This window comes from Antrihabitans auranticaus, assembly GCF_016481275.1.
In the GTDB taxonomy this organism is placed as follows: Bacteria; Actinomycetota; Actinomycetes; order Mycobacteriales; family Mycobacteriaceae; genus Antrihabitans.
The window spans coordinates 111411-131199 of record NZ_JAEMNW010000008.1; the positions used below are offsets into that span (position 1 = coordinate 111411).

At 63.5% G+C, this 19789-nt stretch carries 16 protein-coding genes and 1 pseudogene; 8 read left to right on the forward strand and 9 right to left on the reverse strand.

Annotation, left to right across the window (positions count from 1 at the left end; all coding sequences use genetic code 11):
• The first annotated feature begins 10 nt into the window (after positions 1-10).
• Positions 11-982, forward strand: a complete 972-nt coding sequence (locus tag JGU72_RS26015) for an antibiotic biosynthesis monooxygenase (RefSeq protein ID WP_199687010.1) — start codon at positions 11-13, stop codon at positions 980-982.
• Positions 983-987: 5 nt separating this feature from the next.
• Here the strand turns inward: JGU72_RS26015 and JGU72_RS26020 are convergent.
• Together JGU72_RS26020 and JGU72_RS26025 are read right to left on the reverse strand one after the other, a co-directional pair.
• Positions 988-4139, reverse strand: a pseudogene (locus tag JGU72_RS26020) (multicopper oxidase domain-containing protein).
• 197 nt (positions 4140-4336) lie between these two features.
• The gene (locus JGU72_RS26025) at positions 4337-4930 is read right to left on the reverse strand and encodes a CAP domain-containing protein (RefSeq protein ID WP_199687011.1); all 594 of its coding nucleotides are present in this window, start codon (positions 4928-4930) and stop codon (positions 4337-4339) included.
• A 130-nt stretch (positions 4931-5060) separates the two neighbouring features.
• On the opposite strand from JGU72_RS26025, the gene JGU72_RS26030 reads away from it, so the two are divergent.
• Positions 5061-6164 carry a BTAD domain-containing putative transcriptional regulator gene (locus JGU72_RS26030; protein ID WP_199687012.1) on the forward strand — a complete coding sequence of 368 codons (1104 nt, stop codon included), beginning with the start codon at positions 5061-5063 and terminating at the stop codon, positions 6162-6164.
• Here JGU72_RS26030 and JGU72_RS26035 read toward each other — a convergent pair.
• Both JGU72_RS26035 and JGU72_RS26040 read right to left on the reverse strand, forming a co-directional pair.
• Positions 6161-6967: an MBL fold metallo-hydrolase gene (locus JGU72_RS26035; protein WP_199687013.1), complete on the reverse strand. Its 807-nt coding sequence runs from the start codon at positions 6965-6967 to the stop codon at positions 6161-6163. The two genes, JGU72_RS26030 and JGU72_RS26035, sit on opposite strands and share 4 nt — an antisense overlap.
• An 11-nt stretch (positions 6968-6978) precedes the next feature.
• Positions 6979-7449, reverse strand: a complete 471-nt coding sequence (locus tag JGU72_RS26040) for a grhN (RefSeq protein WP_233533036.1) — start codon at positions 7447-7449, stop codon at positions 6979-6981.
• Positions 7450-7557: 108 nt separating this feature from the next.
• On the opposite strand from JGU72_RS26040, the gene JGU72_RS26045 reads away from it, so the two are divergent.
• Positions 7558-8697 (forward strand): helix-turn-helix transcriptional regulator, encoded by a 1140-nt coding sequence (locus JGU72_RS26045; protein WP_199687014.1) that lies wholly within the window; start codon positions 7558-7560, stop codon positions 8695-8697.
• A gap of 52 nt (positions 8698-8749) precedes the next feature.
• Here JGU72_RS26045 and JGU72_RS26050 read toward each other — a convergent pair whose 3' ends face one another.
• Positions 8750-10414 carry an amidohydrolase gene (locus JGU72_RS26050; RefSeq protein WP_199687015.1) on the reverse strand — a complete coding sequence of 555 codons (1665 nt, stop codon included), beginning with the start codon at positions 10412-10414 and terminating at the stop codon, positions 8750-8752.
• A gap of 34 nt (positions 10415-10448) precedes the next feature.
• Positions 10449-11969: an alpha/beta fold hydrolase gene (locus JGU72_RS26055; RefSeq protein WP_199687016.1), complete on the reverse strand. Its 1521-nt coding sequence runs from the start codon at positions 11967-11969 to the stop codon at positions 10449-10451.
• A 186-nt stretch (positions 11970-12155) separates the two neighbouring features.
• On the opposite strand from JGU72_RS26055, the gene JGU72_RS26060 reads away from it, so the two are divergent.
• Positions 12156-12461 (forward strand): hypothetical protein, encoded by a 306-nt coding sequence (locus JGU72_RS26060; protein WP_199687017.1) that lies wholly within the window; start codon positions 12156-12158, stop codon positions 12459-12461.
• Between the two features lie 6 nt (positions 12462-12467).
• On the opposite strand, the gene JGU72_RS26065 is transcribed toward JGU72_RS26060, so the two are convergent.
• Positions 12468-13070, reverse strand: a complete 603-nt coding sequence (locus JGU72_RS26065) for a hypothetical protein (RefSeq protein ID WP_199687018.1) — start codon at positions 13068-13070, stop codon at positions 12468-12470.
• Positions 13071-13716: 646 nt separating this feature from the next.
• Between JGU72_RS26065 and JGU72_RS30850 the strand changes: the two genes are divergently transcribed.
• From JGU72_RS30850 to JGU72_RS26085, 4 genes are all read left to right on the forward strand, one after another.
• A complete protein-coding gene (locus JGU72_RS30850) occupies positions 13717-14274 on the forward strand; it encodes a hypothetical protein (protein ID WP_233533037.1) in 558 nt (185 codons plus the stop codon).
• A gap of 621 nt (positions 14275-14895) precedes the next feature.
• The gene (locus tag JGU72_RS26075) at positions 14896-15987 is read left to right on the forward strand and encodes a glycosyltransferase (protein WP_199687020.1); all 1092 of its coding nucleotides are present in this window, start codon (positions 14896-14898) and stop codon (positions 15985-15987) included.
• Positions 15988-16068: 81 nt separating this feature from the next.
• Positions 16069-16578 carry a VOC family protein gene (locus tag JGU72_RS26080; RefSeq protein ID WP_199687021.1) on the forward strand — a complete coding sequence of 170 codons (510 nt, stop codon included), beginning with the start codon at positions 16069-16071 and terminating at the stop codon, positions 16576-16578.
• Positions 16579-16588: 10 nt separating this feature from the next.
• Complete coding sequence (locus JGU72_RS26085; protein ID WP_199687022.1) at positions 16589-17851, forward strand: NAD(P)/FAD-dependent oxidoreductase; 1263 nt, start codon at positions 16589-16591, stop codon at positions 17849-17851.
• On the opposite strand, the gene JGU72_RS26090 is transcribed toward JGU72_RS26085, so the two are convergent.
• Complete coding sequence (locus JGU72_RS26090) at positions 17838-18992, reverse strand: sulfotransferase family protein (protein ID WP_199687023.1); 1155 nt, start codon at positions 18990-18992, stop codon at positions 17838-17840. The two genes, JGU72_RS26085 and JGU72_RS26090, sit on opposite strands and share 14 nt — an antisense overlap.
• A 13-nt stretch (positions 18993-19005) precedes the next feature.
• Positions 19006-19788, reverse strand: a complete 783-nt coding sequence (locus tag JGU72_RS26095; RefSeq protein WP_199687157.1) for an SDR family oxidoreductase — start codon at positions 19786-19788, stop codon at positions 19006-19008.
• Position 19789: the final 1 nt, after the last annotated feature.

The following is a 19789-nucleotide window of genomic DNA, read 5'->3' on the forward strand; positions in this document are numbered from 1 at the left end:
GGAGACGACGATGGCAGCCGACCAGATTGTGGAGAATGCCACAACGGTCATTATCGGCCAACGTGTGAAGGCCGGCGTCGAGAAAGCGTTCGAGAAGTGGCAGAAGGATGTGAACGCGGCTGCGTCGGAATACCAGGGCTTCGTCGGCGCAGAGATCACTGCGCCTACGGCCGTCCAGCCCGACTGGGTTGTGGTCTACCGCTTCGATTCCGTCGAGCATCTGCAGGCGTGGATCAACAGCTCCACGCGGCAGGAGTTTCTGGACAACGGGCGACAGTACTTCGACGGCCCTGCGACACAACAGGTGATCGCGGGCGGTCAGCGGCCCAGTGACGCACTCGTGACAGTCGTGGTGACACATCGCGTCAGTCCGGAACATGTCGACGACTTCCTCGCATGGCAAGGCCGCATGAATCAGGAAGAAGCGAAGTTTGCCGGCTTCAGGGGAACGGAACTCTTCCGGCCGGTGGACGGCATTCAGGAAGAGTGGACGGCGCTGTACCGCTTCGATTCCGCGGCGAATTTGGATACCTGGCTGACGTCGAAACGTCGACAGGAATTACTCGACGAGGGCCGCAAGTTCCACAATTTCGAACTGCGGACGATCGACAACTCGTTCGGCAACTGGTTTGCGTTCGACGAGAACGGCAACGAGGCGCCGCCGCCGTCGGACTTCAAGACGTCCATTGCGGTCTGGGTCGGTCTGTATCCGACGGTCGTATTCTTGACACTGGCGACCTCGCCCCTCCACATGCCCCTGTGGCTCGCCATGTTGGTGGGCAACTTCCTCTCCAGCTTCACAATGAGCTATTTCACGATGCCGTACTACGTGAACAAGCTGTTGCACCGATGGCTGCGCCCGCCCGCCGACGAACCAGTGCAGAAGACGAACCTGAAGGGCGCCGCGATCGTCATCGGCCTCAACGCGTTCTGGGTCGTCATCTTCTATCTGCTGACGGTTGTGATCTGGACCCTGCCCTGATGTGATCAGCGCCCGCCCAGCGACACGTGGCCGCTTCCTTCGGGACGTGGTGGCAATCCGCCGATCTGGTTCGGGCTCAACGTCGTTGCGGCCGGATCGGCCCGGCCGAGCGAGAACTTCCGTACCTCGGTCGGCCCACCGGGGGTAGAACCGCTGACGAGCAGATCGGCGCCACTCGTCGTGCTCGTCGTCGCGACCTCGACCCCGGTACCGCCTGCGAAGGGTACGAATGATGCAACCTGCGCGAACGCAATCTGGCCCCCGTGATGGTTCGGGCTCTCGAGGTACATCGCCGGACCGCCGTCCAGGCGTGAACCGGTTGACCACACGCGGACCGTTCCGTCGCCACCGAGTTGGCCGGTGACGATGCTCTTGGCGCCGCCTTCGGCACCTGCGACCCAGCCGGTCGACAGCGATACGCCGCCCGTGTAGTTCTCGTCGTACGCGAGGAACTCCGACGTCATCGCAGGGCGGGCGTGCGAGTGCTCGCTTGCCGTGCCGCTTTCCTCGACCCGTTTGGTCGGTTCGTAGAGGTCGTAGCGGAACGTCTTGATCCGCGCTGCTTCGCCGGCGCCCGGCGCGGTCACGATGCTCTGCCGGCCCGATCCGGCGTCGACCAAGCCTGTGGCGACGGAAACTCCCGATTCCGATCCCGCATACGGGGTGAAGGACGTGAACACCTCCGGCGCCGTACCCAGGTCTTCGGAGAGTGTGGCGGAGAAGACCTTCACCTGCGACTCCATGCCGGGACCGGAACCGACGATGATGTTGTCGGCCAACGCGTTTCCGTCGATGTCTGCGCCTGCGACGCGGACGCCGCCGCGGAATGCGGCGTCGAACGGGGCGAAGCGAGCCAACTCGGTGAACGCGTTCCCGGCACCGTTGAAGGCCACGACCTCCGGTACCGCCCCCGCACCGCTGCCGGCGACGACGTCGAGAATCATGTCTCCGTTCACGTCGGCCATTGCCACTGTCGGCATGCCCTCGAACGAGGGAAACGGGGTGAGCGTGCTCAGCAATTTGTCGCCGTTGGCGTCGTACACCTGGACGGTCGCGGGCTTACATGCGGACCCCGGTACAGCGACCGCGTAGGTCGATACCTCGGGTATCACGCTGACGAGTGCCATGAGGCCGTTGTCCTCATGATTCAGGCGATGACAGTGGATGACGAAAGTGCCGGTGTACTCGGTGAATTTCGTGCGCACGGTCGTCGTTGCGGCCTCGAGGGAGTTCTCGTTCTCGTCGGTGATCGGTGCGGGCACGTTGACGTTGTCCTCGCCCCACGGCCCACGCCTGTCCGGGTACCGGTGATCGGCGAGTAGATCTCCATCACCTGAAAGTCGTTGACGTGGATGTGCATCGGGTGTTCGTCGTTGTTGTTGTTCGTGATCAGCCACTCCTCGACGGAGTTGAGCCGCGGCTGGATCAGGGGAATGTTCGGGAAGGTGTTGGCAGCGAACTCGTACGTGAACGCCTTCGGGTCGTTCTTGCTCGCTTTGTTGTTGCTGAAACCACCCGAAACCACGAGTTCACGTTTTACTGCGGGTTCCATCACCGACGTATCGACGAAGGACGTGTAGGCGCCGAGGGCTTGGCCGGGTTCGAACTTCGTGGTCCGTCCTTCGCCGCTATCGGCAGTCACGTGTAAGAGCTTCTGGGTCGGGAAGGTGAAGAAGCCGTCGGCGTAGCTGATGATCGAAGGATCGATGGTGACCGTACCCAACACCGCCGGCGAGTTCTCGGTGCCGTTGTTTGTGTACAGCACACCAGGATTGGAGACGGGCTTCGCTCCTTCGAGCGGTGGCATGTCGAGCACGAGATCACCGGATTGGGGCATGGTGACCGCGATCGTGTAGCGCGATCCGGGTGGGATGCCGAGCCGCGTGCCGTCGCCGTCGACGGGCAGTTGTACCTGAGTGAATGGATTTCCGTCCTGGCCGAGGACCGCAAACTTCGGGTTGTTTCCCGTTGCCGTCTCGGTGAGTCGCAGCGGCATGTAGGCGAAGTCGCTGATGTTCGCAAGCACCCATATCTCGGTTTGGCCAGGCTTGAGTTTCAGCGCGGGCTGAAACTGGCCGTTGATCGTGTACTGCACATCGCGTTCGTTCTCCGGCACCGAGAGGTCTGCGGCGACATTTTTCGTCGCGCTCGAGAACGTCTGCATGTTGCCGGGCACGAACTGGTTCTGCCCGCGATGGTTCGCCGGCGACAGCGGGCCCTGGTACCAGTTGGTGACGTACTCGGAACCCTCGGTTGTCTTCTCGAAGTTGGTGGGCGCCAAGCTGGGGGAGTAGGTGCCCTCCGCGAGTTGATTGCCTTCGGGCGGCATCAGCGTACTGACGAACTGCGGCCAGTTCGGGTCGTTGAGTTCGGTCCCCTTGCCCCTACGGTCGAACACAAAGTTGTACTGCAGTGCCATCTCTCTGATCGGAATATCGTTCTGCGTGACCAGTGGCAAGTTCCCGTCGGGACGGCCGATCTCGAGGAGCCCCGCAAGCCCCATGTACGTCTGTTGCGCGGTCACGGTGTGCCGATGGCTGTGGTACCAGTACAGGCCGTTGGGCATGTCGTCGGGAACTGCGTAGTCGTACACGTTGCCCATCCCGGCAGGTATGTCCAGCAAAACATTGTCGGCGTTGCCGTCCGGGCTCACGTGCAGCCCGTGGGTGTGCAGATTCAACGGCGACGACTCGAGCGGTTGCGGATAGATGGGGACCTCACCACCCACCGGGGTGAACGCCGGGTCGTAGTAGTCGTCGATCGTCAGACCCTGCAGGTCGTTGTCGTAGTGGACGATCAACCGCTCGCCCGGATCGACTCGCAACGTGGGCGCCGGGTACATGTTGTCGCCCTCGGTCGAGCCGTCGGAACTCGTCCCGTTGATGAGTTCGTAGCCGTACACGAGGAAGCCGGTGACCGGCTCGGGGACCGTATCGAGCTCGACGGTCCCCTGGTGGGCTGAGAGCCGCACTTCGAGAAGTCCGTCCTTGCTCGTCAGCCTGACGGGTTCTTTGAATTCGACCGGACTGCCGTCCGGGCCGGCATTCGCGCCGGCAAGTGATTTCGTCTCGTCGGAACTGCAGCCCGACATGAGAAGCGTCATCGAGGTGATGACCACGAGGGCGACTGCGCCGATCGGTTTCCGGTGGACCACCATGGCGTTCCCCAATTCCCGGGACACAATCGCAGCTGGTCAGCCGCGATGGATGCATGGGACATTACTCAGGGAACGCACCGCGGTTCCGCTTATCGGAAAGGCAATTATCACCTCGGACGCGTCGCGGAATTCACAGGACGGTCGAGCCGGACGGCGGTAGCCGAGAGATGAATCCCTCGGCTACCGCGGACTCCGAATCAGCCGGTGAACACGATCGTCCAGTGCGCGCTGTTCGTGTCCTGCACCTGGCCGATCTCACCGATATAGCCGAGCGCGATGCCCATTTCGGTCAGGTTCGGATCGAGCAGGATCGCACGATGGCCGGGCGAGGACAGCCACCAGTAGAAGGCGTCGTCGGCGCTCTGCGAGACCTCCCCACCCGTCTGGTAGAAGTTGATCTCTGCGTAGGAGCTGTAGTTCCAGACTCCGCAGGCATCCAGGCGCTCGCCGACATCGCGACCGAGCGAATCGACGTGGTCTGCCGGGCTGTAACCCCGGAGTGCGCTGTCGTGCGTCGCGATCACAGCTGCTCGGGCGAGGTCGCTGGACACCGAAATCGGCGCGAGGCCGTTGTCCACTCGGAAGTTGTTGACCAGGGTGACCAGATCACCTTCGTCGAGCGTCAGGTCTTCGGCGAGCTGCTGGATGTACGGGTCGTCGGTGATGCGGCATGCGGCGAACTGTTCGGGAGTTGTCTCGATTGCGCTCGCTGTGGGAGCGGCAAAGAACGCGATGCTCCCGGCGAGAGCGAGTGCGCCGACGACGGTCTTGAGGGCGGAGGGAGTTTTCATCGTGAGGTCCTGTTCGGGTGTTTCTCTCGAACCTTGTGTTCGCGAGGTAAGAGAAGGATCGCGACCGCCGCTAACGGGCTACTAACACTCGACTTACGGCATTCCGGACGATTCCGTAGAGTTCCGATTCATGGATGTTCGTGTCCTCGGCCCCCTGCGGGTGCTCGCGGATGGTCGCGAGTTGCCGCTTGGCGGTCGCAAGGCGCGCATTGTCTTCGCGATGCTCGTGGTCCATCGTCGCCGAGTGGTGTCCGCGGGCGCTTTGGCGGAAGCGGTCTGGAGTGCCGAGTCTCCCGCGACGTTTGCCACGAGCCTTCAGGTTTCGGTGTCGAACCTGCGAAAGATGTTGCGGGATGCGGGCATCGAGTCCGCCGATGTACTCCGCACGGTGCAGCCGGGCTATGTGCTCGATCTGGCCGAAAGTGATTGCGACGTAGGGCGGTTCGAGCAGGCGCGGAGTGCGGGCTCGCTAGCCGCGACTCCCGCCGACGCAGCGGTGCACTACCGGCGCGCGCTCGCCGAGTGGCAGGGTGACGTCCTGGCCGACTTGCGTGGCCTGAGCTTCGCCGACACGTTCGCCGCCGCTCTCGACGAGGAACGCTGGCACACACTTGCCGCGCGGATCGAGGCGGATATTGCGTCGGGTAGGGCAGCCCGCGTCATCGGCGAACTCACTACTCTCACAAATGATTTCCCACTCCGCGAGCCGTTCTGGGTGCAGCTTGCCACCGCGCTGTACCTGACCGGAAGGCAGTCCGACGCGCTCGAAGCATGTCGTCGGGTGCGCAGAATCCTGGCGCACGAACTGGCTGTCGACCCCGGACCGCAACTGCTACTCGTCGAGCAGCGAATTCTGCGCCAAGAGACCCTCGACCTCGGCGTCGTCGAAGAGCGCAGGCAGTCGCGTGGTTCCACGGTGACCGAAGTGGACGTGCTGACGGCGGCGCGCTCAGGGCTGCTTCACATCTCGGACGGGCGGACCGTCGCTGTGTCCGGTCGAATAAACATCGGCCGGGCACCAGACAACGACATTCCGCTGAACGACCCCAAGGTCAGCCGCTACCACGCGCGGATCGTCCAAGGCCATCGCGGGTTGGTGATCAAGGACCTGGAGTCGACCAATGGCGTGTTCGTCGAAGACGAGCGGCTCGATGCCGATGCAATGCTCTACCACGGTATCGAGATCAGAATAGGTTCCACGACAATGACGTTCGAGGAAACCCAGCCTGGCTAGACGTTCGCGGGTTCGAAACCGGCAAGCATCTCCTCGAGGGCAGTCTGGTCCGGTCCGATGAATGCGTTTGCCGACGGTGCTGCGACGAGCATGTCGAAGAACGCGGGGCCACACCCGATGGCTGGTGGCAGGTGCGTGCTGAGGAACATCGCCGGATCCGCGGCACGCAGGGGCGCAACCGTCTTTGCGTACTTCGCGGCGTCGACCGTGTGTACCCAGGGGCTGTCGGCGGCGGCCCACATCAGTTGCCCATTCCGAAGGTCGTCTCGTGGGACGACTCGCACGTCCGTGCAGGTCGCGAGTTCCGCGCTCGGCATCGGTGCACCGAAGCAGTCCGAGCTGAAGAACGCGCCGCTCAGGTTGTCGAGGATCCCGACAGTCGCGGGGTTGTCGAACAGTGGCGGCCGCATCCCTGTCAGCTGGCGGTCTCCGACATCGATCGTCTGTCCGGGGTTGAGTAGATAGACCCGGTCGAGCGGCAAGGGTCGCTGCGTCGACATCACGCCTACACCCAGGAAGGTCGTGATCAGCCGGGCGCGAGGTGCGGCATCGAGTAGCTCGAACAGTGCTCCGGTGTGGTCGCGGTCGGGGTGGGTGAGCCAGATCCACTCGACGTCGGCTGGGTCGACGACACTTCCGAGCGCGTCCATGAATCCGCGCCCGGGGAGGCTCAGACCGGTGTCCACGACGACAGGTTCAGCGGCGTGCAGAACGAACGAGTTGACCGCCAGATGCCCGATCCCGGGCACCTCGAGTTGGTCCGCAAGGACGGTGATGTCGCGGCTGATCTTGTTGATGTGCATGGCGATCCACCTCAGTTGTCGTCGAATCGAATGCGGATGGCGAAACGGGCGAGTTGTCCCAGCTCCGCGGGGGTGGGGTCGTAGGATCGTGCCACTTTGAGCCCGAGTTCGAACGGCCTGGCGTTGTCGAGTGCCTGGCGCAGGCAGATCCCGAACTCCTCCGGCGTCAGATCGAGCAGGATTGCCGTGCCGGTTCGCACGATTCCGCGGTGGGTGACGGTCACGCGTCTGCTCTCCGTGAAGTTGAGCCGCCAAGGCCTTTCGGTGAATACCGTTGGTCCGTCTTCGATCTCGTGCAAGCAGATCGGTACCCGCAACGTTTTCCCGCTGCGGCGACCTTCGAACTCGAGGACCGCCTGCAGCCTGACGTGCCTGCCGATCGCGCGGCTCTTCAGGACTCGTCGAACCAGGGGATTGAACAGACGCATCAACCCTGGTGGTGGTGGATCGAGACGCACCTTCGTTGCGGCGGTGTTTGTCATTGCGGGCTCCCTCGGTCGACTGGTGTCGACGGTAGGAGGGCGCTGCCGCGCGCAACATTCCACAAATCTGGCATTCTCTGCTTGCCGATCTGGGCATACGGTTGCTTCATGACCGTAGATGCCATCGAACGCGCGGTCGACAAGATCGCGCGGCTCTCCGCGCAACCGCGGGACCTGGTGAGTCTGTGGCAGGAGGCCACCGAGGTCGTGAAATCGGTGGTTCCGTACGACCACGAACCATGTTGGTACACAGTAGATCCGGTATCGCTGTTGATCACGAGCCACTTTCACTTCGGCATGCCGACGTTTCCGCCGGACTGGCTCGCGAGCGAGTATTACGAAGACGACGTGAACAAGATTGCCGATATTGCGCGGTCGGCGAACGGTGTTTCCACGCTGCACGAGGCGACGAACGGCGATCCGTCGGGCAGTCCCCGATGGCTCCGAAACATCGAACTCGGCGGCGATCAAGAATTGATCGGCCGGTTCCGCACTAGGTCGGGAGCCGTGTGGGGCGCGATGGGGATCTATCGAATGCCGGGCAGGCCGATGTTCAGCGAACAAGACAAGGCCGTTGTCGCCGCTGTGGCGCCGCACCTCGCGGAAGGCGCCCGCCGTGCCCTGCTCGTCGGCCAGGCGAGCGAACCCGACTTTGCGGATTCGCCCGGCTTGCTGATTCTCGACGATGCCTGGGACATCGAGTCCGCAACGCCGGGGACCGAGCGTTGGCTCGGTGAACTGCCCGACGGCGACGCTGCGGCAGGCACGCTTCCCGCCGCGGTGCTCGCGGTGGCAGGTCGAGCCTTGCGATTGGCGTCGAACCCGAATCAACCTGGCGAGGTTGCTGTTTCGCGAGTCCAGTCACAGAGCGGCAATTGGGTTGTGCTGCACGGTGCGTGCTTGAGCTCGAGCGCCGGCGCGCGTCGGATCGCGGTGATCATCGAGCCGGCTCAGCCGAGTCGGCTCTACCCGCTGCTGATGTCCGCGTACGGCTTGACGGACCGCGAGAAGGACGTCACTCGGCTTGTGCTGCAGGGTAACTCGACCTCGCAGATCGCGGCCGAACTCGTCGTTTCCGCCAACACGGTCCAGCAACACCTGAAGAGCATCTTCGACAAGACCGGTGTGCGCAGCCGCAGGGACTTGGTCGGCAAGGTGTTCTACACCCACTACGAACCGCGCTTCCGAGACAATGAACAGCGTGTTGCCGCAGCCAAACCGGTACGTGGTGAACCCTGGGGTTCGTGACCCATCGAGTGCACGGTTCTTCCGGTTCGAAAGTCGATTTCAGCGTGGAAAACTATGCACTCGACGTAGCAGCGTCGAAGACCGTGACGCCCTCTTTGATCGTCTCGAGCACGGCGATGTCGCGAACCCCGTCGACACCTACTTCGATCGGGTCGGCGGAGAGCACGACGAAGTCCGCGAGCAGCCCTGGCGCGATTCGGCCTTTGCGGTCCTCCTCGAACATTTGGTACGCGCCGCCGGTGGTGAGCGCTTGCAGAGCCGTATAGGCGTCGACCCGCTGGTCGGGGCCGAGCACGGATCCGGTCCGGGTCGTGCGTGACATCGCGGTCCAGATAGTGAAGAACGGATCGAGCGGTGTGACGGTGAAATCGGTGTGGTTCGAGACGACGAGGCCGCGATCGACAGCAGCCTTCATCGGGCTGATGAAAGCTGCCTTGTCCGGTCCGATGTTCGCCGTATGCACATCACCCCAGAAGTACGCGTGGTTCGTGAAGTAGCTGGGAGAAATGCCGAGTTCGACGTAGTCGTCGAGGTGGTCGGCGCGCTGAAACTGGGAATGGATCGGTACCACACGTCGGTTGTCGTCGGCGGTTATGCCGTTTTGCCGGACCGCGCGGATCAGATCGTCGATAGCGGCGTCCCCATTGACGTGCGCGAAAACCTGGACACCGGCCGCGGTGGCTTTGCCGACCGTTGCGACGAGATGTCCGAACGGGAATGTCGGTTCACCCGACCACTCGGCCTCGCCGCCGGGTCCGCCGGTCCGGTACGGCTCGGTGACGTAAGCCGTTCGGCCCTGCGGAGATCCGTCGTAGACAATCTTCATCCCGGCGATTCTGAATCCGGCATCGTAGGCAGCGGTCGGATAATCGGGGTTGCCGACCCACGTGTCTGCTTCCAGGAACGAACCCAATGCAACCACGTCGAGGTACAGCAGGCCCTTGTCGGCGGCGAGCCGGAAGAAGTCGAGGTCCGCGACGGCAGTGAAGCCGTCCTGAACGTGGGTGTAGCCGCGGGCGGCGTACATCTGCTGCACGTCGTCGAGGAGTGCGAGACGCTCGTCGGAGTCCGGGTGGGGTAGCCGGTCGGCGATCAACCGCTGGTACGCGGTCTCCATCAGCAAACCTGCCGGCTCGTCGGTGTTGTCGAGCCGGGCGATAACGCCACCGTCGGGCGTTGGTGTCGATGCGTCGATGCCCGCCCATTGCAGAGCTGCCGAGTTGAGAACGGCACCGTGGGACGAAACATGGATCAGGACAACGCGATGCGAAGGGAATGTCTCGTCGAGATCGAGCTTGGTGATGTGGCGGGCTTCGGCAAGAGCTTCCTGGTCGTAGCCCCAACCGATGAGCCAGCCGCCTTCGGGCACGGCGCGCTCACTGCGGAACGTGGCCAATGCGGCTATGACCGAGGCGATGTCGGTACAGGTGCCGACCGGTGGCGCACTGACATCGACCTGATTCAACAGGTCGAATCCGAAGCTCATATGGCTGTGCGCGTCGATGAAACCGGGCAGTAGCGCATTGCCGCCTAGATCTCGAACGACCGCGGCTGGAAACTGCGAATCTGCGTCCGCACGGGAGCCGACGAACTCGATTCGACCGTGTCGGGCCACAACGGCTTCGGCGTACGTCGGCTCGGCACCGTCCATCGTGAGAATTCGTCCATTGACGAACATTGTGTCGTCGTGTGCGCCGCGGGCCGCGTTCTGAGTCATGGCATCGCTCCTCGTCGGTAGCTTCAAGCTTCAACTATCCGACTGTAAAGGTCGGTACCGTCATCGCAGCCGCACACGCCGTGTCGTAATCATCTGGATTGGCAAGGAAATTCGCCATGACGGTCTGAGCGCAGTCGGACGCGGCGAGCACGTCGTGACCCAGGCCGGGGAACCTGACGACCTTCGAGTTCGACAGGGTCTTCGCAGCCTCGTCCGCGCGGCTCGGCGGCGTGACGGCGTCGAATGTGCCCGCCATGAGTACGACCGGGACGTCGCTCGTCGTTTCGTCGTGAATCTCGTCGGCTGCCTTTCCGACGTTCCAAACTGGACATTCTTCGAGCAGTCTTGGCGCCTGCGGCTCGAGTGCGAGCACGTCGTCCGGGAACAGCGGCAGCGCGCGGCGCGCGATATCGAGTACCTCGGCTGGCGTAGTGAATGCTGCGTCCTCGCGGCAGAAGACACCGTACGCGAGCCCGTAGGCAACGACATTCTTCGGTGCGAACGTCGTGAGCAGCGCGGTTGCGGCTGGAACGCCGTCACCTGTCGCTAGGGCGTGGATCATGCCGGGAAGACCGGCGAAATTGCCGGGGCTCAGGCTCAGGAGCACTACCAGATTGGCGAACGTGTATCCGTCGAGAACGACGGTTCGCGGGGATTGTCCGTCTGCACCGGGTAGATCCACCGACAGCGGTTGCTCGGCCAGTTTCGTCACTGTCGCTGCGAACTCGGCCGGAAGGTCGGGATATGCTGCGGCACAGGCAGTCTGGGCAGCGCATGCCTCGAACAGAGCTTTGTAGCCCTCCGCCGCGCTGGGCCAGAACTGGTTCATCAGGTTGTCGGTGGGCGGGACGAGTGAATCCAGAACGACGCTCCGGATTCCCTCTGGATGATCGCGCAGCAACTGCAGCGCCAAATCGCTGCCGTAGGAAACGCCGTACACGTTCCACTCATCGATGCCCAATGCGACGCGCAATGCTGCTATGTCGGCGGCGTTTTCAGCGGTGTTGTAAGCGCTCAGATCGATGCCCGTCGCTGCCAACCTATCTCGGCACGCCTGCACCGCGGCAAGGTCTTTGTCGCGAGTCGACGCTTCCTCGATCGACATTGCGGTCGCTTCGGCACTGAAGTCGTCGATCTCGGGGCAACCCAAGAACGGGTCGGCATGGAGCGTGCCGCGCTGATCGACGAATACGACGTCGCGATCTCGGTTGATTCCTGCGGCGACCTGCAAGACCGCAGTGGCAAGCGCGGTGCCACCGGGACCGCCGGTGAGATACACCAGCGGCGTTGCCTCAGGATCGGAATTGGCTGCCTGCACTCGCGCGACGGCGATCTTGATCATGCGGCCGTCGGTTTTCGAGCGGTCTTCGGGCACCGTCAAATAGCCGCAATCGTATTCCGGGCCCAGGTCGAGTTGTGGATACCCGGGCAAGTTCGGCGTGGGACACGATGCCTTCGCGTAGTCGGCCGCGGTGGCGGGCGGACTCTCGGCCGGGCGATCGGAGGCATCATCGGTGCAACCTCCGATGCAGAGCGCGACCGCGGCAAAAATCACGGTTGCACGAGTCCTCTTTCTCCGCGCGGAGGCGATCATTGCGCTGACAGTACGCGCCCAAGATCGGAATCAGAACCTTGTTCCAGGGTGGAATCTGCCGACCCCTGGGTGCCTATCGGGGCGCCTGCGGTGCGGGCAAAGTGTGATGTGTCGGGCCGAATGTTCCGCATGACAAGGAGAATTGCCATGACCAGTCACACCACGGCTCGCGCATCGATCGTCTGCATTGCGACCCTTGCCTTCTCGTTCGCGTGGATTGCCGGTGCAGCCGCACGTCCGCGCGTCACACCGCCGGACCGGGTGGGTGATCGATACGTCAACGAGACGCTCGCAACCACGTCCGAATGGCGGGTATGCAACGAGTACACGGCTGAAGCGAACAGGCTCCTCGCGGGTGGAAGTCCAAGCAACGCGGCCAGTTACGTCGCGAACGTCAACCTGGCCAAGGGCTGCAACATCGTCTTTCGCGCATTTGTCCTTGCGCCCGCGTGATCCCGATCAGTAGGTAGTGAGGAAGTCCGATACCGCAGGCGGGAAGTCCGGATTGGCGATCGCCACGCCTGCCGCCGCACCGAGAATTCCGCCGACCACCGCGCCCGGGATGCACGCCGCGAAGAAGACGAGAACGCAGCCGACGACAATTCCGATCGCCGTGCCGATCCCTGCAGACAGTCCGCCGTCGCGCGACCAACCGAGCTGCCATTGGCGAATCATGTTGTTGTAGGCGTCGCTTCGGGCATCGACATCGTGCAGGGGCAGGGCGCCGGCAACGTCGGCGGTCTCCGGTGTCAGCTTCAGCGATGTACCGTCCGCGGTGAGGTCGGCAGCGATGGGAAACGCCGACCCTCGCACCGAGTATGCCAACGGCAGATGTACGACGACCGTCCCAGCGCTGTCGACGACGTCGACGGTCCGCCCGGAATCGGTCAGCCGGAAAGTGCCGTTCGAGAGGGTCGTCTGGACCGAACGCCCGTCCGCGCCGACGACGGTCGAATACTGCACACCCAGATCGGGGGCCGGGTTCGCGTGAGCCACGCTGGCCGTGATCCCCATCGTCGCGATGACCAGCGCGGACAGTGCGGGGATTCTGCCTATTCTCACTGGGCTCCTCGTCTCTGGAAGGTGGCCCCTGATCAGGCCGGAAGACCGTCGGACGCTCAGGATAGCGCCGGATGGCCACGCCCGGACAGTAAACCGTGACCTCCGATGTCGGCCTTGGTGAGGTCGCGGAGCGCCGGAGTTAAGTCACGAGCGCGTCAAGAAGTGATAAATGTTGCGGAAAACGATGGTCCGGCGCGCGCTTTTGCGGTGACATTATGCCGTCGACCGATTGGTGCACGCAATTCGCCTCGCGTCGTATTGAAAACGCACGCATTCTATTCCGATTGCTGCACTGCGGACACTTTGGAGCCGGCGATGAAAATGTCTTCTCGAAGACCGACATTTATCGTCGCATGCGCTATCAGCGGAACGTTCGTATTCGGCGCCGGTGCCGCTTCCATTGTCAATTCCGTCGATAATTTCGATTCCCGCACGGTTGGTCGCGATTCGGAAGACGCGGCGGTCGAACTGACGGTGGGAAGCACCGACTGCTTCGGCTCCTCCTGCAGTTCGGGTTCGAGTTCGGGATCCAGCGGGCAAGGTGTCACGGGGCCAACCGGTCCGACCGGACCTACTGGCCCTCTCGGTCCGACCGGACCGACTGGTGCAACTGGTCCCACCGGCCCGACGGGTGCGACGGGCGCCGATGGAGCTACGGGAGCAACGGGTGCAACCGGGGCTACGGGTGCAACCGGGGCTACGGGTGCAACCGGGGCTACGGGCGCAACTGGAGCTACGGGCGCTGACGGTGCTACGGGGGCGACCGGCGCAACTGGTGCAACTGGTGCCACGGGGGCCACGGGGGCGACCGGCGCAACTGGTGCCACTGGCGCGGACGGTGCCACGGGGGCGACCGGCGCAACTGGTGCCACTGGCGCTGACGGAGCCACCGGCGCGACCGGCGCAACCGGTGCCGCGGGTCTGGATGGCGCCACTGGAGCAACAGGTGCCACTGGCGCAACGGGCGCTACGGGTGCTACGGGAACGGCTGGTGCGGACGGCGCAACTGGTGCCACTGGCGCGGTCGGAGCGACTGGTGCCACTGGCGCTACCGGGGCGGCGGGAGCCAACGGCGCGGACGGAGCCACCGGCGCGACTGGCGCTACAGGGGCGACCGGTGCAACTGGCGCCGACGGAGCTACCGGCGCAACTGGCGCAACCGGGGCAACTGGCGCAACCGGGGCAACCGGCGCATCGGGTGTAGACGGCGCAACAGGGGCGACCGGTGCAACTGGCGCAACCGGGGCAACCGGCGCATCGGGTGTAGACGGCGCAACAGGGGCGACCGGTGCGACGGGATCGACCGGCCCAACCGGACCGACCGGAACCGCTGGACTCACCGGCCCGACCGGACCGACCGGTACCACCGGCCCGACCGGTCCCACCGGTCCCACCGGCCCGAATGCGGGCGCGGGCCTCGTAAAGGGTCCGGTCGTCACCGCAAACGTGCCTTTGGTCGGTGGAATTGTCACCGTAACTGCGTCCTGTCCGGCGGGGACGGTTCCGGTCAACGGTGAATATACGGTCGGTAATTCGGCTCTTATTATTGCGCCCGTTTCTTCGTCTTCGTCGGGCACGCAATGGACCGTTGTTTTCCGCAATACGTTATCCGTGGCGTCGACGGTCAGCGTAAATGCGCTGTGCCTTCCGACCTGATTTTCGCGGCTATTCAGCGCCAAGATTCGCTCTTCGAATTTGTTCGTGCTCGGCACGTCGTTGCCGCCGATTGCACCGCGATCGCGGTAATGTTGCGGCCAGCACGGGCGTGTCGCGCGGCTGACTGTGTGAAACATGTTGGCCTGCAAGCGAACTTGAGAGGTGGTCGATGACCGCAGAGCCGACGATCTGCCTCTGCATGATCGTCAAGAACGAGGCCCGCGTGATCGAGCGCTGCTTGTCATCGGTGCGGCACCTCATTGATTCGTGGGTCATCTCGGATACCGGTTCGACCGATGGCACACAGGATCTGATTCGCCGCGCGCTCGCGGACGTGCCCGGCGAATTGCACGAGGATCCGTGGGTGAATTTCGGCCACAACCGGTCCCTCAACATTCGTCATGCCCTCGGCAAGGCCGACTACTTGCTGTTGATCGACGCGGACATGGTCGTGCGCAAGGAGTCCGACCTGCCGGACCTCACCGCTGACAGCTATCTGTTGCGCCATCTCGGGGACCTGCGCTACCGCGTGAAGAGGCTGGTCAAAGCGGACGTCGACTGGCGCTACGAAGGTGCCACGCACGAGTATCTGACGACCGACAGCGCGACGACCGAAGCGAACCTCGATGCGCTGGCGATCGAGCACTTCGGGGACGGCGGATCGCGGCACGACAAGTTCGAGCGGGATGCGCGACTGTTGAGCGCGGACCTCGCCGCGGACCCTGGAAACGTCCGAACAGTTTTCTATCTCGCTCAGACAATGCGGGACATGGGCAACGCCGAGCGCGCGATCGAGCTGTACGAACGGCGCGCGGGGATGGGTGGCTGGGCCGAGGAGATCTACTATTCGCTGCTGCAAGTCGGAATTCTCGAGGCCGATCGCGGCAACTGGCCCATCGCGATGGCGACATTCATCCGTGCGTGGGAGGCTCGGCCGCAGCGTCTGGAAGCCTGCTACGAGCTGACGTGCAGGCTGCGGGTACAGGGCTTGCACCAAGCCGCGCACGCGTTTGCGCAGGCCGGGCTTGGCCGCCCGATGCCCGACGACCTGCTCTTCGTGCATCCGTGGGTGTATCGGTGGGGGCTGCTGTTCGAGTTCTCGATCACGGCGTACTGGGTCGGGGACCCGCGGTCGTCCTTGCGGGCCTGCGACGATCTGCTTGCGATCGCGGAGCTTCCCGAAAACTATCGCGCGCAGACGATCGCCAACAGACAGTTCGCCGTCGATCGAGTAGCGGAACTGACCGGACGGGTCGACTGATTCTCGGTGCGCCACCCGCACGTCCAGCGATACAGTGCGTTTGGAGGAAGAAGTCGAGCAGTAGGACTGTGAGGAGCAGGCATGACGACCGCGGCCGAGCAGGAGCGATCCCAGAAGTTCGAAGAGATCAGGGCCCGCCTGAGTGAGAAATACCTGAGCCCTGCTGCCTTGCGCCCGAAATCGTCGGCGCGCGGCCTGCACCACACGGCGTTGATCAGCGGCGACGTCGAACGGACGATCCGGTTCTATCAGGATCTCCTCGAGTTTCCACTGACCGAATTGATCGAGAACAGGGACTACCCGGGGTCGTCGCATTTCTTCTTCGACATCGGTAACGGCAATCTGCTGGCCTTCTTCGACTTCCCGGGGCTTGATGTCGGGCCGTATCAGGAGGTCTTCGGGGGCTTGCACCACACGGCGATCAGCGTCGAACATTCCCGCTGGGAGCGCTTGCGGGACAAGCTCGTTGCCGCGAAGGTGGAGCTCGCGGAGCACAGTGGCGCGTCGATCTATTTCCGTGATCCAGACGGTGCCCGGATCGAGCTGATCTCCGATCCGCTCGGCGAGATGTACGGCTCGAAGGTCTTGTAAGCGGGCTGGGATGACTCACGTCGTAATCGCCGGCGCAGGCCTTGCGGGTGTTGCGTGTGCTCACGAACTCGGCCGCGCCGGGTTCGACGTGCATTTGATCGACAGAAACGACTACCACCAGTTTCAGCCGCTGCTCTATCAGGTCGCGACGTCGCAGCTGCCCGCTGTCGACGTCGCCCGACCGCTGAAAGCGATCTTCGCGAAGTTGCCGAATGTCCGAGTCGTGCAGTCGGAGATCACGGCCATCGACTTCGCCGCTCGAACTGTCGTCACCGACAGCGGCGCCGAGTTCGTCTGTGACTATCTGGTTCTTGCTGCCGGCGCATGTGCCAATTTCTTCGGAACGCCTGGTGCCGAGGAGCATTCGTTCCCGCTGTACTCGGTCGCCGATGCCGAGCGGCTTCGCCTGCATGTTCGCGCATTACTCGAGGCGCCCAGCGGTCCGACCGATGTCGTGGTGGTCGGTGGTGGGCCGACCGGAGTCGAAACCGCCGGTGCGTTCGCGGAACTGTTCTCCGCCCTGCGCACGATGAAGCACCGTGGCGGCGAGGCCGAGGTCTACCTCGTCAATCACGGGAAGGCGCTCCTTGCGCCGTTCAGCGAAAAGTCGCACAGATACGCCCTCGACAAGCTGACCGCGCACGGCGCGAAAGTGAAACTCGGCGTCGGCGTGACAGCGGTTGGGCCGGAGGATGTTTCGCTCAGCGACGGTTCCGTGATTGCAACGCGAACTGCGGTGTGGGCGGGTGGCGAGTCTGCCCAACCCGTTGCACACGGCTGTGGTGCCGAACCGGGCCGTGGCGGGCGCATCGACGTCACGCCCGACCTCGTAGTCGACGGCTACTCGGGCGTGTACGCGGTCGGAGACGTCGCGAATGTGCCTGGCCGCGACGGGAAGGCGCTGCCGCAGCTGGGTTCTGTTGCACAACAATCCGGGCTGTGGGCCGCACACAACATCGAGCGGGAAAGCAAAGGCCACAGCCGAAAGCCGTTCCATTACAAAGACAAAGGGATCATGGCGATGATCGGCCGAGGCGCCGCGATCGCCGAGATCGGTGTGCACAGGCACCAACTCGAAGGCCCGCTTGCGTTCGCCGCGTGGCTCGGGGTGCACGCGGCCTTGCTGAGCGACGCGCACAGCAAGGTCGACGCGTTCATGTCGTGGGCGTGGGACTACTTCGATCGCGATCATGCCGCGATCGTCGAATGCCACGGCGAACCGAAGCGGATCGTGTGGGGCAACGACATCGAGCCGACGATCACGCCCCGCTGAACGAGTAGTTCCCGAACCGCTCGTCGACCTCTGCGTCCGTCAGGCCGAAGTCGGCCAATGTGTAGTTGTGCGCGGGTTTGCGCCCCCCCGAACGGCTTTCGGCGTGCATCGACGCCATCGCGGTTTCTGCCGCCGCGGTCAGTGGGAGTCCGAAGTGGTCGTAAATTCCGGACACTGTCGCGAGCGGATTTTTGATGAAGTCGCGGTAGTCGATGTCGATGAACTGCGCGGGGTCGTGGCGGCCACGCGACGATTCGAAGAGGTCCAGTCCGCGACTCCACAGATCGAGTTGCGTGCGCCCGATCACCTCACCCGTGAACTTCTCCGACCAGCCCGCGGTCGCGTGCGCTGCCAGGCTGCACGCGGATGCCATCGCCGTACGCGGAGCGCGGTGCGTCTGGATGATCAGCGCGTCGGGATACACCTCGAGCAGAGCGTCGAGGGCGAACAGGTGACTCGGGTTCTTCAGCACCCACCGACGGTCTTGATCGTTGCAGCCGATGAGCCCGAGGTTGCGGCGATGGCGGGCGTAGGCATCGGTCCATTCCTGCTGTGCGAGCCACTCCGAGTAGGTCGGCAGGTAGGCAAGGCATTCGTAGGAAATAGATTTCGACGATTGCCGAAGGAGTTGCCAGCACTCCTCGACCTCCGACGCCGACATGAAATGCACGCCCATGAATTCGGGGTTCTCGATGTGATGACGGCTGAAGGCCTCGTCCAAACGTTGGTAAACCGGATTCGACGACCATGTGTCGACCGGCGGACGTGGTTGCGGGAACTCGGTCAGCCACATCTCGAGTCCCTGGTGGGCTGGGTCCGCGGTCAGCAGGCGGTGCAGCGCGGTCGTGCCGGTGCGGGGGAGGCCGGTCACGAAGATCGGTCGTTCGATCTTCGCGTCGGCGTGCTGGGGATGCTGTTGAAAGCCCGCCTCGCTGAGTGAGCGCGCTACCAGTGCGCCGCGCATGAATGCCCGAGCTACCTTGCGCCCCAACGGGGTCAGGTCGGCGTCGCGCTGGTAGGAATCGAGAAGTACGCCGAAGCCTTCGAGGTACGCCTTGTCGCCGAAGTCGGTGAGCCCGGTGATCTTCGACGCCGATTCGTGTATGTCCTCGACGGTCCCGACGTTCGTGCGCTCGGTCATGGTGCTCTCCGTTTCAGTGGTGGTACTCGCCGCAGTTGACGTCGAGGCATTGACCGGTGATGGCATTCGCCATCGGCGACGCAAGAAAGACGATCGCGTCCGCAACCTCGTCCATCGTCGGAAGTCGTTTGAGGTCGGACTTCGCGGCGGTGAACTCGTAGATCTGCTCGACAGTGGTGTTGTACTTGGAAGCTTGGTGGCTGAAGTACTGCTGCAGGGTGTCGCCCCAGATCCAGCCGGGTGCAACGGAATTGACCCGAATGCCCTTGGGGCCGAGCTCCGTTGCGAGTGATTGCGACAGGGACAACAGTGCGGATTTGGCCATCTTGTAGCTGCCGTACCGCTCCTCGGAATGTCGTAGAACAGCCGAGTTGACGTTCACCACAGCGCCTTTGGATTCCTCGAGCGCAGGCGTGAACAGCTGGACGAGCCGAAGTGCGCCGAGTGCGGTGAGCTCGAAGCTGTTCCGCAGGTGATCGAAGTCCGTGCGTGCCAACGACTTCATCGACGGAACAGTGAACGCGTTGTTTATGAGGACGTCGACTTTGCCGAACGCATCCGTAGCGGCACTGACCAAGTTGGCGGCAGAGTCGTCGTCGGTGATATCGGTCGCTACCGCGACGGCACGGCGGCCGCGGTCGGTGACCTCCTTCGCGACCTCGTCGAGCCTGGATTGAGTACGAGCGGCGAGGACGAGGTCGGCGCCCGCTTCTGCACAGCGGACCGCCAATGTGCGGCCGAGCGCAGGCCCGACACCGGAAAGTACAACCACGCGACCAGTCAAGAGTTCCTGCATC

Excerpts from the sequence above, each read along its gene's own strand:
- JGU72_RS26015 (WP_199687010.1), top strand. The coding sequence starts at position 11 with ATGGCAGCCGACCAGATTGTGGAGAATGCCACAACGGTCATTATCGGC.
- JGU72_RS26025 (WP_199687011.1), bottom strand. The coding sequence starts at position 4,930 with ATGAAAACTCCCTCCGCCCTCAAGACCGTCGTCGGCGCACTCGCTCTC.
- JGU72_RS26030 (WP_199687012.1), top strand. The coding sequence starts at position 5,061 with ATGGATGTTCGTGTCCTCGGCCCCCTGCGGGTGCTCGCGGATGGTCGC.
- JGU72_RS26035 (WP_199687013.1), bottom strand. The coding sequence starts at position 6,967 with ATGCACATCAACAAGATCAGCCGCGACATCACCGTCCTTGCGGACCAA.
- JGU72_RS26040 (WP_233533036.1), bottom strand. The coding sequence starts at position 7,449 with ATGACAAACACCGCCGCAACGAAGGTGCGTCTCGATCCACCACCACCA.
- JGU72_RS26045 (WP_199687014.1), top strand. The coding sequence starts at position 7,558 with ATGACCGTAGATGCCATCGAACGCGCGGTCGACAAGATCGCGCGGCTC.
- JGU72_RS26050 (WP_199687015.1), bottom strand. The coding sequence starts at position 10,414 with ATGACTCAGAACGCGGCCCGCGGCGCACACGACGACACAATGTTCGTC.
- JGU72_RS26060 (WP_199687017.1), top strand. The coding sequence starts at position 12,156 with ATGACCAGTCACACCACGGCTCGCGCATCGATCGTCTGCATTGCGACC.
- JGU72_RS30850 (WP_233533037.1), top strand. The coding sequence starts at position 13,717 with ATGGAGCTACGGGAGCAACGGGTGCAACCGGGGCTACGGGTGCAACCG.
- JGU72_RS26075 (WP_199687020.1), top strand. The coding sequence starts at position 14,896 with ATGACCGCAGAGCCGACGATCTGCCTCTGCATGATCGTCAAGAACGAG.
- JGU72_RS26080 (WP_199687021.1), top strand. The coding sequence starts at position 16,069 with ATGACGACCGCGGCCGAGCAGGAGCGATCCCAGAAGTTCGAAGAGATC.
- JGU72_RS26085 (WP_199687022.1), top strand. The coding sequence starts at position 16,589 with ATGACTCACGTCGTAATCGCCGGCGCAGGCCTTGCGGGTGTTGCGTGT.
- JGU72_RS26090 (WP_199687023.1), bottom strand. The coding sequence starts at position 18,992 with ATGACCGAGCGCACGAACGTCGGGACCGTCGAGGACATACACGAATCG.
- JGU72_RS26095 (WP_199687157.1), bottom strand. The coding sequence starts at position 19,788 with ATGCAGGAACTCTTGACTGGTCGCGTGGTTGTACTTTCCGGTGTCGGG.